The sequence below is a fragment of the uncultured Tenacibaculum sp. genome (genome assembly GCF_947504135.1).
Taxonomy (GTDB): Bacteria; Bacteroidota; Bacteroidia; order Flavobacteriales; family Flavobacteriaceae; genus Polaribacter.
Map to the genome: position 1 here is coordinate 189364 of NZ_CANNGG010000002.1, position 12189 is coordinate 201552.

Here is a 12189-nt window from a genome sequence, read left to right on the forward strand (position 1 = left end):
TGTAAATATAAAACTAAGGAGCCAAACGTTCAAGTTTCCAAGAAAAATCTTTTTGTAAGGTGTATCGAATGCGATCGTGCATACGATTCGGACGCCCTTGCCAAAACTCAATAGAAACAGGTTTTACTAAAAAGCCACCCCAATGTTTAGGCCTTGGAATTTCTTGATTTTCAAACTTTTTTTCAAAGGAAGCAAGGTTATTATCTAACTCATTACGAGAGGTAACTACTTCACTTTGATTAGAAGCCCAAGCACCTAATTTACTTCCATCTGGTCTCGATTCGAAATATCCGTCGGATAAATTCTCAGCAAGCTTCTCAGCTTTTCCTTTTATAATAATTTGTTGTTCTAAACCAGACCAAAAGAAAGATAAACACACGTGGTTGTTGTTTAAAATAGCTCTTCCTTTTTCTGAATTGTAATTGGTATAAAAAATAAACCCTTCCCAAGTATATTTTTTTAATAAAACAACTCTACTTTTCGGAAAACCATCCAGTCCTATAGATGCTATAGTCATAGCATTGGCTTCATCTACCAACTCAGATTCGTCGGCAACAAAAAACCAATCTCTAAATAACTCAATTGGATTCTCAGGACAGTTGCTTTCTAACAACTCTTTTTTCTCGTAAGATTTTCTATAGTCACTTAAATCGTGTGCCATTATTGTTAATTTATACTATGTAAAAGTACAATTTTATCAGATGTTTTGTTGTTTTTGCGTTTTAATATTTAACAAACTTTGCATAAAGAGAAGTTAGAAAGATGCTTGCTAAAATAGTGTTTAGCATGAGTTTTGAATATGAAATAATAATATTGAAAAACTGGACTAGTGCTTTTAATAAGAGTAATTACTAGCGGTAATTCTTTATTCTTTCAATTGTTTTATACTCCATTTTGTTCCATAAATCAGATAGCGTAAAAGGAAGAAAATAGAAAAGAGAAAAATCCCAAGTACAAAAATTTCTTCATCTCTAATACTACTGTTAAAAAAAGAGTCTTCAGTTTTTTTCAGTTCCGTTTCTAATGGTAGAATCTTGGTAAAATAGTTTTCTGATTCATTGTCTTTTGAAATTTTATCTAAAAACTCATCTTTTGTGCTGCTAATGTTTCCTTTTTCTTTTATGTAATCATAGATTTTAGAGGCATTTTCTGTGTCTTTAAGGTCAGAAATGAACTTTTCACTGTCTTTCATTTTATTCCAAGAGTTTTCGGTAATATCATTATTTATATAATAGAAAACTCTTAATCGATAAGGTAACTTTTCGGATTCGGTTAATTTTTCAATTTTGTCTTTAAGTTTGTATTCTTTATTGTGGTTTGAATCATTTAAGATTATCCAAATAAAAAGAATAACAAAAAAAAGAATTGTTGTTCCAAGTAAGAATAAAAATTCTTTCGCGATTATTTTTTTAGTTTTCTTGTTCATTCAAATTAATGCATATGTTGCGTATAACCGTCAGTTACGGGGGGTAAAGTTAATGGTTTTCGGTTAAGAATAAGCGATAGTAATTACCGAGTGGATTCAGACGAAGCCGAATCTGCCGTAATTGCGGTTATACATCTTAAGTTAGTAATAGTATTTATTTTATAATTTTTAATATTTCTAGTAATCTAGGTATTTTATCAACTTGTGTTTCAGTCCAGAAAGTATAATTTTTAAATTCACTATCGTCATAACTATTAAGTTTTATGGTTAATCTTCTTTTCTTTTCATAAACAAAATATGATAGTGTCATTTCATTAGCTTTGAAAATAAATTCTGACGATTTGTCTTTAAATCTTAAATCTAAATTGGGGATTACATTGTTTTCTATAAAACTTATGAATTCATTAATTTCTTCTAAACCAATCCAAGCTGTTTTAAAAACATCAGGTTTTTTTATATTCATGTCCAATTGTAGTGCATTTGTTTTTTCTCCAGTTTTAAGATTTATAACTTCTATTGGATAAAATTCGACTGTTTCTCCTATTCCAGATTTGAATTCGGCAATTGTAGACCAATCTTTATTAATTCTTGTGAATTGGGCTTCATCTATAAATTTTCGAGTTGATGATTCAATATTTTGGCTAAAAGATATTGTAGAAACTATAAGGAAAAGATAAGTTAAAAATGATTTTTTCATAAATTTTGATCTATTGAGTTTGGCAATTTTATTCCTTTTCATTTTACGAACTAAATATAGTGAAAAAAAGAAATATAGTTTTTTGTAAAATAAAAAAAAGCCCTCTAAAAAGAGGGCTTGAAATATATTGTAGAAAAAATATTAAGCGAATAAACTATCAATCTTTTCTTTTTCTTCTTGTGCTAAAGCGGCATCAACTAAGATACGTCCACTATGCTCGTCAATTGTAATTTTCTTACGGTTAGCAATCTCTAATTGTACCTGTGGTGGAATTGTAAAGAAAGAACCTCCAGCAGCACCACGCTCAATAGCTACAACAGCTAATCCGTTACGCACTTTAGTTCTAATCCTTTTATAAGCAGATAATAAGTGATCGTCGATAGATTGAGCGAACTCTTCTGATTTTTCTTTTAATAACTGCTCTTCTTTTTCAGTTTCTTTTAAGATAGCATCTAATTCGCCTTTTTTGTGAGTTAAATGGTTTTCTTGTTGTGCTAATTTCTCTTTAGTATTCTCGATAACCTCGTTCTTTTGAGCGATTTTAGCTTTGAATTCTTTAATTCTTTTTTCTGATAATTGAATTTCTAATTCTTGATATTCAATTTCTTTTGTTAAAGAATCAAACTCACGGTTATTACGAACGTTTTTTTGCTGTTCTTCGTATTTTTTAATTAATGTTTTAGACTCATCAATAGCTAATTTTTTATTGCTAATATCAGTTTCTAAATTTTTAACATCTTCAGCTAAATTAGAAAGTCTCTTGTTTAATCCGGCAACTTCATCTTCTAAATCTTCAACTTCTAAAGGTAATTCACCGCGAACGTTTCTAATTTCGTCAATTCTAGAATCGATTAACTGTAAATCATATAACGCTCTTAATTTTTCTTCTACCGTTACTTCTTTTTTTGCCATCTGTTAAATATAGTATATTGGATTTGTACTCTTTTCGCTTAAAATAATTGCAAAAGTACTAATTTTTTTGTTAAGATAATCAACTAAAAGGTTTTTTGTAAATTGTTCGCTTTCATAATGTCCGACATCTGCAAGTAAGATGTTTTTTTCTGCTTTAAAAAATTCATGATACTTAAAATCAGCACTTATGTAAGCATCGGCACCGGCACGTATTGCGTTTTTAATAGCAAAACTTCCTGAACCTCCTAATACAGCTACTTTTTTAATAGGTTTACCTAACAGTTCTGAGTGTCGTACACAACCAGTTTTAAAGGCTTTTTTTACAAATAATAAAAAGTCTTTTTCATTCATTTCTGATGGAAGTTCTCCAATCATTCCCATGCCTACGTTTTGGTTTTGATTATCTAAGGTAACGACTTCGTAAGCAACTTCTTCATATGGATGATTTTTAAAGAGAGCAGAAAGTATTTTTCCTTCTAAGTAAGAATCAAATGTTACTGTAATACAAGTTTCTTCTTCAAACATTAATTCTCCTTTTTTTCCTACTGTAGGATTAGAGTTTTCGTTTCCTTTGTAGCTTCCTTTTCCTTCTACATTAAAAGAACAGTTGTCATAATTACCAATATTTCCTGCGCCCGCTTCAAATAGTTTTTCGCGTAAATTAGAAGCTTCGGCAAACGGAACATAAGTGGTTAACTTTTTAATAATTCCTTTTTTAGGAATTAGTGTTCTCATGTTTTCTAAGCCTAAAACTTCTCCCATTTTTGCTGAAACACCATTATTTACATTATCTAAAGCAGTATGTGTAGCATAAATAGCAATGTTATGTTGAATAGCTTTTAATACAACTCGTTCTACATAATTGTTACCATTGATTTTTTTCAAACCACTAAACACAATAGGGTGAAAGCTTACAATAAGATTACAATTTTTGGCAATTGCTTCATCTACGGTTTCTTCAAGAGTGTCAAGAGTGACTAAAATTCCAGTAACTTCAGTAGTATAGTTTCCTATTAATAAGCCAACATTGTCAAAGTCTTCAGCATACGAAAGCGGAGCTAGTTGTTCAATGTAGTTGGTAACGTCTTTTATTTGCATTTGGGTGAGTTTAATGATAGTTCAAAGTTAGTAAAACTAGTTGTGACTATAAAGGTTACTTAACTTTGTTCGTAATGAAGAAATAATTTTTACTTTTGATGTAATGAAGCTACTTCGATTTTTATTATTTCCGTTTGCTATTTTGTATGATGTGATTACGAGAGTCCGTAATTGGTTTTTTAATTTAGGTATTTTAAAAGCTACTTCTTTTAATATTCCTGTAATTGCTGTTGGAAATTTAAGTGTAGGAGGAACGGGTAAATCTCCACAGATAGAATATTTAATACGTTTACTAAAAGATAATTATAGAATTGCAGTCTTAAGTCGAGGATATAAACGAAAAACGGAAGGTTTTCAAATAGTGAATGATGCTCATACAGCGGAAGATGTTGGCGATGAGCCACTACAGTTTTACAAGAAGTTTAAAACAGCTATTACCGTAGCTGTGGATGCTGATAGAACGAACGGAATTCAGCAGTTGTTGCAGCTTAAAAACCCGCCAGAAGTTGTGTTGTTGGATGATGCTTATCAGCATAGAAAAGTAACAGCGAGTAGCTATATTTTACTTACAAAATACAATGATTTATTTGTAGATGATTTTTTGTTGCCTACAGGGAATTTACGAGAAAGTAGGATAGGCGCTAAACGAGCAAAAGTGATTGTGGTTACAAAATGTCCTGAGAGTTTATCGAAGGCAGTGCAAGAAAAAATCGTGCGAAAACTCAATCCGAAATCGTATCAAAAAGTATTTTTTACAACGATTGCTTATGACGAAAATTTAAAAGGAGCTGAAGAGTTAACAATTGCTGATTTGCAGGATAAAGAAGTGTTATTAGTGACGGGAATTGCGAATCCGACTCCTTTATTGAATTTCTTGGAAGAAAAGAATGTATGTTTCAAGCATCTAAACTTTCCGGATCATCATAATTTTACTCAACAGGATATTGAGAACATTAAAAAATCTTATGAAGCATTAGCTTCTCAACAAAAAATCATACTAACTACCGAAAAAGATTATATGCGTTTAGAAGGAAAGGTTAATCCTCTTAATTATATTTCTATAAAAAGCGATTTTCTTAATGGAGGTGAGCAGTTTGATAAAGCTATTTTAGAAAGCTTAAAAAACTTTAAAAGGAATTAATTTTACACATACTTTTCTCCAAAAGTATCTTTAGCCTCTTCTCGAAGTTGTTTAATGTCCTGTTCGTCTTTACGTGGACAAATAACTAACACATCGTCTTTTTCTACAATAATAAAATCTTGTAACCCTTTAACTACTAATTTTTTACCATTTTTAGTACTAACTATGTTTCCATTAGTATCTTGAAAAATAGTTGTGGCTCCAACTGTTGCGTTTTGATGAGTGTCTTTACCAAGTTTGTTGTATAAAGAACCCCAAGTGCCCAAATCATCCCAACCAAAATCTACAGGGAGTACATGTACTTTTTCAGAGCGTTCCATAATCCCGAAGTCGATAGAAATGTTTTCACACTTTTCATAATTACTTTTAATAAAATCGTCTTCAAAATCGGTATTATAAACATTCGTTCCATCATCTAAAATAGCAACCATTTCAGGAAGATGTTTTTTAAAGGAATCTAAAATGCTAGCAACAGACCAAATAAAAATCCCAGCATTCCATAGATAATCACCACTCGCTAAAAATTGAGTAGCTTTTTCTAGGTTTGGTTTTTCGGTAAACGTTTGTACTTTTTTTATTTCAGAAGAGTTTTCTTCAAATTGAATATAACCATACCCTGTATTTGGGTGGTTTGGTTGTATTCCTAAAGTCATTAATATGTTTTCCTTTGCACAAGCGTTAAAAGAAGTTTCTATGTTCTTAATGAATTCGGTTTCGTTTTCTATCCAGTGATCTGACGGAGCTACTAACATCACAGCATTTTTATTTTGCTGACGAATTTTTAATGCAGCATATAAAATACAAGGAGCAGTATTACGCATTGTAGGTTCAAGTAGTAATTGTTTACTGCTAATTGTAGGAAGTTGTTCTAACACTAACCCTTCATAACGTTGATTCGTAGCAATTAAAATATTTTCAGAAGGAATTAATTGATTAATTCTGTTGAAAGTTCTTTGCAGTAAAGATTCACCAGTTCCTAATAGGTCGTGAAACTGTTTTGGGTACTTTTCGGTACTTACTGGCCAAAGACGTGAACCTACACCTCCCGCCATAATTACTGCATAATAATTACTGCTCATACTGTTTTATTTATTTTGAAGCTACTAGTTCCACTTCTGCATTTTGATTGAATAAATACACGCGTTTGTTACTCAAATTTAAGCATTCATAGCGTGTTCTTCGTTTGCTTCCTCTTTTGTACAGCGTCTCTTTAAATTGAAAAATGCTTCCGTTAGGAATTTCAAAGATAAAATTCTTTCCGTCTTCAGATTTTCCTCTTCGTAAAGCTAGCGATAAATTCACATCAGTATCTGTACTTGCCTTTGGGTTTTTTAGGTAATTAGCTAAATAAGGTAATATATCTTTCGGATAAATTGCTGGTTGTAAAAAAGGCAGCATTAAATGTTGAAAAACGGTTTTCCATTCTTTACCATGAGGTTGTACCCTTCCAAATTTTTGATAGGTAACATGATGTGCAATTTCATGAATTAACGTTAACAAAAACTGATAAGGATTTAAGTTGTTATTCACTGTGATTTGCATATGACCGTTGGGTAGTCGACGAAAATCACCATGTTTGGTTTGACGTTCGCTTACTATTTTTAAGTTGATTTTATGCTCAATAATTAAATATTCAACTAACGGAATTGCTTCTTCAGGTATGTATTTAATCAGTGTTTTTTTCAAAAGTTAGTTCGAGTGGTTTTTATTTTGAAATAAAATGGAAAAATAAAAACTGTATCGAGAACTAGCTACTACTTCACGATACAATTTTCTTTTCAGCTATGTTGAACGAAAATCACTCGAAGTGACAGTCGTTATTTTTCTATGGAGTAGAACTAGAAACTTGTAATACTTTTCCGTTATAGTATTTGTTGCCTGTTAAAGCGAAATCAAAAATATAGTTAGCCATTTCTTTAGCTGATAAAGGTGCTTCATATCCAGGGAAAGCCTCTTCTAACATTTCTGTTTGTACAGCACCTAAGGCTAAGACGTTAAAAGCTATTTGCTGTTCTTTATATTCTTCGGCTAATAATTCTGATAAGGTTATTACAGCACCCTTGGCAGAACTATAGGCAGCTAATCCAGGGAATTTCATACTTCCTTGTATTCCGCCCATACTACTCACTGTTACTACATGACTTCCTTGTTGCATAAAAGGTAGTAGGTTTTTAGTCAACTGAGCAACCGCAAAAACATTCACTTTATAAACCTCTTCAAAATCTTGCGTAGTTAATTGTTCAAAAGGTTTGTTAATCAATTTTCCTGCATTATTGATAAGAATATCTACCTTTTTCCATTCTATTGAAACAAAATCAACTGCTTTTTTTATATCATTTTCGTTAGATAAATCAACTGAAATAGTTGTAATATTAGAGTGATTTATTTGCTCTAAAGGTTTTGTGTTTCTTGATAGAGCTAAGACTAGATGTCCTTGATTAGCAAACTGCTGAGCTAATTCAAATCCAATACCTCTACTAGTTCCTGTGATAACAATATTCTTCATGTAATTGTCAAAATTTAAAAGGGCAAGCTACATAAAAATCACTACATTTAGTGTCTAATCATTCTTAAATTATCATGAAAAATGAAGTAGTTTATAAAAAATCCCGTTTCTTAATTATTTAGGAAACGGAATTTTTTTATTTTTAATGAAGAGATTATTTATTGTTTGATCAACTCAATTTCAAACAACTTCCCCCAATGTTTTCCGGTAACAAACAAACGATTATTTTCAGCATCGTAAGCAATTCCGTTTAAAACCTCGTCTTGATCTAAAGTTTGTTCTTTTAAAATAACATCACGTAAATCATCTAAACCTATTAAACCTTCAACCGCACCACTGTTAGGATCTATGATGGCAATGGTAGCTTTACCTTTTCCGTCAGTTTTCCAGTAATTAGAAAAGATTTTACCGTCCATATACTCTATTTCATTCAGCTTGTCTAATGCTCTATCGTGAGTGTACACCTGAATACTTCTTTTTTCTTGTAGGTTTTCAGGGTTTAAAAACCAAATTTTGTTAGTTCCGTCAGTTTTTATTAATTCAGAATCGTTGTGTGTTAATCCCCAACCTTCATTACTGTTGTTATAATCGAAAGAACCAAGTTGTTTAAAAGTTTCTAAATCATAGATGAAACCTTTGCGAGATTGCCATGTTAACCAATAGATTTTATTATTGAAAATGGTCATTCCTTCTCCAAAGTATTTCGCATCTAAATCAATTTTTTGTAAAACTTTTCCAGTTTTAATCTCCACTTTACGTAAAGTAGATTGACCTCTACGTCCTGTACTTTCATATAAATATCCGTTTTTATACTCTAATCCTTGAGTATAAGCTTCTTTGTCGTGCGGATAGGTGTTAAGAAGTTTGTAAGAATAGACTTTTGGAGCTTTTTTTGCTAAAACTTCAATAGAATTGTTTAGTTTTTTAGATTTATTCGGATAAAAAGCCAAGGCTGTAACCGCATGTTTACCTACACCAAAATCGGCTGTGTTAATGATAACACTAGGTTCGTTTTTATTAACACGTTTGTTGTTTACATATAACTGAACAGAATCTATTTGATTACCTTCTAATTGTTCAAATTTTATCGCTGCTTTTTCACCTAAAGTAGTTTTCTTTGTTGTATCAAGTTTGAATTTGTAATTAGTTTCACTACAAGAAGTTATCAATAAAGTAGTTAGTCCTAAAGTTAAAAATGTATAAAAACGCATATATTAAAAGTTGTTTTCTGTGATTTAAAATCTTGTTGTACAAATTAAAGCAAATTATTTGTTTGCAAATTAAAAAAAAGGGTTAAATTTGCACCCTCAAAGAGCCATTGCAGGTTTTTGAATTATGAAATGATTATAAAGATTTACCAACTTTATATTTTTCAACAAAAATAAAAGATTTAAATTTACAAGAGATGAAAAAAGGTATACATCCAGAAAATTATAGAATGGTAGCGTTTAAAGATATGTCTAACGGAGATGTTTTCTTAACGCGTTCAACTGCTAATACAAAAGAAACTTTAGAAGTAGATGGTGTTGAATATCCATTAATCAAATTAGAAATTTCAAGAACTTCACATCCTTTCTACACTGGTAAGTCTAAGTTAGTAGATACAGCAGGACGTATTGATAAGTTCAAAAATAAGTACGCAAAATTTAAAAAGTAATTTTACGTATTTAATATATACGAGAAGCTCTGGCTATGTGTCAGAGCTTTTTTTATAGTTTAAAATCGTATTTTTGTCCCCAAAAAAATAAAGAAATGAGAGATACTATCTTATCTGTAGTTTTAGCCATTAATATTCTGTGCGGAGTATTAGTATACTTTATGCCAGATATGGGAAATGTAATATTGTTAACAATAGCAACAGCTGTTACTTCATTAGCAATATATGATGCTTTTATTCAGAAGAAACACTCGCTTATGAGAGCGTTTCCTGTCATTGCTCGTATGCGATGGGTCTTTGAAGAAGAACGTGAAAAAATTCAACAATACTTTATTGAAGATGATTTAAACGGAAAACCAATTAACCGTGAAAAGAGAAGTATTGTTTATCAACGTTCAAAAAAAGAGATAGAAACAGTTCCTTTTGGTACCCAGCATAACGTATATGCAAAAGGGTATGAGTTTGTAAAACACTCATTATTTCCTAAAGATCACCACAATGTTGGTGGAGATCGAGTTTTAATAGGTTCTGATAAGTGTACACAAAAATACGATGCTTCTATAGTTAATATTTCTGCGATGTCTTTTGGTTCGTTAAGTAAAAATGCTATTATGGCATTGAACCAAGGAGCGAAAATGGGGAATTTTGCACACAATACAGGAGAAGGAGGAATATCTCCTTATCATTTGCAAGGTGGAGATTTAATCTTTCAAATAGGAACAGGGTATTTTGGAGCAGGAAAAAGTATAGATGGAAAACGTGTCTTTGATCCAGAAGTTTTTAAGAAAAATGCAGAACGACCAGAGGTAAAGATGGTTGAAATAAAACTTTCTCAAGGAGCAAAACCTGGTCATGGAGGAATATTACCAGCAAAGAAGAACACGAAAGAAATTGCTGAAATTCGTTCTGTAGAACCTTTTACACGTGTTGATTCGCCTCCTGGACACGATGCTTTTTCTAATTTTGAAGAAATGATTGAGTTTATTCAACAAGTCAGAGAGTTATCAGGAGGAAAACCAGTAGGAATTAAGTTTTGTGTTGGTGATAATGAAGAGATAGAAGGTATGATTAAAGCATTTGCAGATGCTAATAATTACCCAGATTTTATAGCTGTTGATGGAGGTGAAGGAGGTACTGGTTCAGCGCCTTTAGAGTTTTCAAACTATATAGGAACCCCGTTGTTAGAAGGACTTTCCTTTGTAGATAAAACATTAAAAAAATACGGATTAAAAGGGCAAATAAAAATTATAGCAAGTGGAAAAGCTATTGATGCCTTTGATATTATTAAATACCTATCTTTAGGTGCAGATGCTATTGGAATGGCACGTAGTTTTATGTTAAGTTTAGGATGTATCCAAGCTCGTGAATGTAACATGGATACATGTCCGGTAGGAGTAGCAACTCAAGAGAAAGATTTAGTAAAAGCTTTGGTTGTTAAGTATAAAAATATGCGTGTAAAGAATTATCATAATAAAACAATTAGTGCTGTAAAAGAAATGACCGCCGCAATGGGTAAAGACTCTATCACAGAAATAGAAGCAAAACACATTTTTAGGAGAGATAGAGGAGGAGAAATAACTTCGTTAGATAAAATTTATTATCCAGAAGAAGAAGTGTTAACGTATTAAAAACAGCTTGTTGGAGTTTAATTCTCAAACATATCAGTTAGAGCGTTACCCAAAAACGTTCGATAAAAGTTTGCGAGCTTGGAGTAATGCCGAACTGTTGGTGTTGGATGTTGTTTCTGATAGAAACACCAAAACGGTACATGTTTTTAATGATCGTTTCGGGGTATGGAATTGTGCTTTACAGCATAAAAAAGTTACTACTGTTTGGACGTATGCTAGTCAACAAAAAGCAATTCGTCAAAATTTAGTGTTGAACAAGTTGGCTGTTGAGGTTGACTATAAAACTCCTTTAGACGATTTACAAAGTGTTGAGTTGGCACTGATTAAAATTCCGAAGTCGATAGAATTGTTTGAGTTGTTCTTACAACAAATCCATAAAGCTTCACATGAAAAGACTGAAGTAGTTTGTGGGTTTATGACCAAATACTTTTCAACTTCTTTTGTAAAAGTTGCTGAGCAGTATTTTGAAGAGGTAACTCAGTCACAAGCGTGGAAAAAAGCACGGTTGTTGGTGTTGAAATCGCCTAAAAAATCACTTCTGAAGAAAGAATTTATCAATACACTTCCATGGAAAGATAATGTTTTGCAACAATATTACGGAGTGTTTTCTTCAGGAAGTATCGACATTGGGACCCAATTTTTTTTAGAGAACTTACAATTAAAACCTAATGAGTTAAAAGTATTAGATGTAGCTTCAGGGAATGGTATTATCGCTTATGAAGTGATGAACCAAAATCCTGATATAGAAGTAACTTTACTAGATGATTTTAACTTAGCTATTGAATCATCTAAAATAAACTTAGAAGGAAAAAAAGCACAGTTTGTATGTGATGATACTTTAGAAAAATTAGATAAAAACTCATTTGATTTAGTGGTGTCAAATCCGCCTTTTCATTTTGAACATGAAAATAATATAGAAGTAGCACTCAATCTTTTTACAGGTGTAGAAAGTTGCTTAAAAGTAAATGGAAGATTTTTACTAGTTGCTAATTCACATTTGAATTATAGTACGCATCTAACAAAGCTTTTTTCTTCAGTAAGTGTGTTGCAACAAAATAAAAAGTTTCAAATTATAGAATGTATAAAAAAACGCTAAGAGGAATTTTTAGCGTTTTTTGTTTTGT

General features: G+C 31.5%; 13 protein-coding genes. 4 read left to right on the forward strand and 9 right to left on the reverse strand.

All coding sequences use genetic code 11. The annotated features are described in order from the left end of the window. Positions 1 to 13: 13 nt before the first annotated feature. From pdxH to Q0663_RS04305, 5 genes are all read right to left on the reverse strand, one after another. Positions 14 to 661, reverse strand: coding sequence for a pyridoxamine 5'-phosphate oxidase (pdxH, locus tag Q0663_RS04285; RefSeq protein ID WP_299006865.1), 648 nt, complete (start codon positions 659 to 661; stop codon positions 14 to 16). A 204-nt stretch (positions 662 to 865) separates the two neighbouring features. Then, positions 866 to 1426: a hypothetical protein gene (locus Q0663_RS04290; protein ID WP_299006868.1), complete on the reverse strand. Its 561-nt coding sequence runs from the start codon at positions 1424 to 1426 to the stop codon at positions 866 to 868. Between the two features lie 154 nt (positions 1427 to 1580). Continuing rightward, the gene (locus tag Q0663_RS04295; RefSeq protein ID WP_299006871.1) at positions 1581 to 2123 is read right to left on the reverse strand and encodes a hypothetical protein; all 543 of its coding nucleotides are present in this window, start codon (positions 2121 to 2123) and stop codon (positions 1581 to 1583) included. Between the two features lie 141 nt (positions 2124 to 2264). Continuing rightward, on the reverse strand, positions 2265 to 3035 hold the full coding sequence (locus Q0663_RS04300) for a hypothetical protein (protein WP_274635316.1): 771 nt from the start codon (positions 3033 to 3035) through the stop codon (positions 2265 to 2267). Positions 3036 to 3038: 3 nt separating this feature from the next. After that, on the reverse strand, positions 3039 to 4133 hold the full coding sequence (locus Q0663_RS04305; protein ID WP_299006876.1) for a Nif3-like dinuclear metal center hexameric protein: 1095 nt from the start codon (positions 4131 to 4133) through the stop codon (positions 3039 to 3041). Positions 4134 to 4236: 103 nt separating this feature from the next. Here Q0663_RS04305 and lpxK point away from each other — a divergent pair, with 103 nt between their 5' ends. Continuing rightward, on the forward strand, positions 4237 to 5274 hold the full coding sequence (gene lpxK, locus Q0663_RS04310; protein ID WP_299006879.1) for a tetraacyldisaccharide 4'-kinase: 1038 nt from the start codon (positions 4237 to 4239) through the stop codon (positions 5272 to 5274). Between the two features lie 2 nt (positions 5275 to 5276). Here lpxK and Q0663_RS04315 read toward each other — a convergent pair whose 3' ends face one another. The 4 genes from Q0663_RS04315 to Q0663_RS04330 all read right to left on the reverse strand — a co-directional run bounded on the left by Q0663_RS04315 (position 5277) and on the right by Q0663_RS04330 (position 8991). Continuing rightward, positions 5277 to 6353: a mannose-1-phosphate guanylyltransferase gene (locus Q0663_RS04315; protein ID WP_299006882.1), complete on the reverse strand. Its 1077-nt coding sequence runs from the start codon at positions 6351 to 6353 to the stop codon at positions 5277 to 5279. Between the two features lie 10 nt (positions 6354 to 6363). Then, a complete protein-coding gene (locus tag Q0663_RS04320; RefSeq protein WP_299006885.1) occupies positions 6364 to 6960 on the reverse strand; it encodes a SprT-like domain-containing protein in 597 nt (198 codons plus the stop codon). Positions 6961 to 7099: 139 nt separating this feature from the next. Next, positions 7100 to 7780, reverse strand: a complete 681-nt coding sequence (locus tag Q0663_RS04325; protein ID WP_299006889.1) for an SDR family oxidoreductase — start codon at positions 7778 to 7780, stop codon at positions 7100 to 7102. A 158-nt stretch (positions 7781 to 7938) separates the two neighbouring features. Beyond that, a complete protein-coding gene (locus tag Q0663_RS04330; RefSeq protein WP_299006895.1) occupies positions 7939 to 8991 on the reverse strand; it encodes a glutaminyl-peptide cyclotransferase in 1053 nt (350 codons plus the stop codon). A gap of 194 nt (positions 8992 to 9185) precedes the next feature. Here Q0663_RS04330 and Q0663_RS04335 point away from each other — a divergent pair, with 194 nt between their 5' ends. The 3 genes from Q0663_RS04335 to Q0663_RS04345 all read left to right on the forward strand — a co-directional run bounded on the left by Q0663_RS04335 (position 9186) and on the right by Q0663_RS04345 (position 12161). Next, a complete protein-coding gene (locus tag Q0663_RS04335; protein ID WP_133537019.1) occupies positions 9186 to 9437 on the forward strand; it encodes a type B 50S ribosomal protein L31 in 252 nt (83 codons plus the stop codon). Between the two features lie 95 nt (positions 9438 to 9532). After that, a complete protein-coding gene (locus Q0663_RS04340) occupies positions 9533 to 11065 on the forward strand; it encodes an FMN-binding glutamate synthase family protein (protein WP_299006900.1) in 1533 nt (510 codons plus the stop codon). 10 nt (positions 11066 to 11075) lie between these two features. Next, positions 11076 to 12161: a methyltransferase gene (locus Q0663_RS04345; RefSeq protein WP_299006907.1), complete on the forward strand. Its 1086-nt coding sequence runs from the start codon at positions 11076 to 11078 to the stop codon at positions 12159 to 12161. The last annotated feature ends 28 nt before the right edge of the window (positions 12162 to 12189 follow it).

What these genes read in the sequence shown, in the direction of transcription:
- pdxH (WP_299006865.1), bottom strand. Translation starts at nt 661, where the DNA reads ATGGCACACGATTTAAGTGACTATAGAAAATCTTACGAGAAAAAAGAG.
- Q0663_RS04290 (WP_299006868.1), bottom strand. Translation starts at nt 1,426, where the DNA reads ATGAACAAGAAAACTAAAAAAATAATCGCGAAAGAATTTTTATTCTTA.
- Q0663_RS04295 (WP_299006871.1), bottom strand. Translation starts at nt 2,123, where the DNA reads ATGAAAAAATCATTTTTAACTTATCTTTTCCTTATAGTTTCTACAATA.
- Q0663_RS04300 (WP_274635316.1), bottom strand. Translation starts at nt 3,035, where the DNA reads ATGGCAAAAAAAGAAGTAACGGTAGAAGAAAAATTAAGAGCGTTATAT.
- Q0663_RS04305 (WP_299006876.1), bottom strand. Translation starts at nt 4,133, where the DNA reads ATGCAAATAAAAGACGTTACCAACTACATTGAACAACTAGCTCCGCTT.
- lpxK (WP_299006879.1), top strand. Translation starts at nt 4,237, where the DNA reads ATGAAGCTACTTCGATTTTTATTATTTCCGTTTGCTATTTTGTATGAT.
- Q0663_RS04315 (WP_299006882.1), bottom strand. Translation starts at nt 6,353, where the DNA reads ATGAGCAGTAATTATTATGCAGTAATTATGGCGGGAGGTGTAGGTTCA.
- Q0663_RS04325 (WP_299006889.1), bottom strand. Translation starts at nt 7,780, where the DNA reads ATGAAGAATATTGTTATCACAGGAACTAGTAGAGGTATTGGATTTGAA.
- Q0663_RS04330 (WP_299006895.1), bottom strand. Translation starts at nt 8,991, where the DNA reads ATGCGTTTTTATACATTTTTAACTTTAGGACTAACTACTTTATTGATA.
- Q0663_RS04335 (WP_133537019.1), top strand. Translation starts at nt 9,186, where the DNA reads ATGAAAAAAGGTATACATCCAGAAAATTATAGAATGGTAGCGTTTAAA.
- Q0663_RS04340 (WP_299006900.1), top strand. Translation starts at nt 9,533, where the DNA reads ATGAGAGATACTATCTTATCTGTAGTTTTAGCCATTAATATTCTGTGC.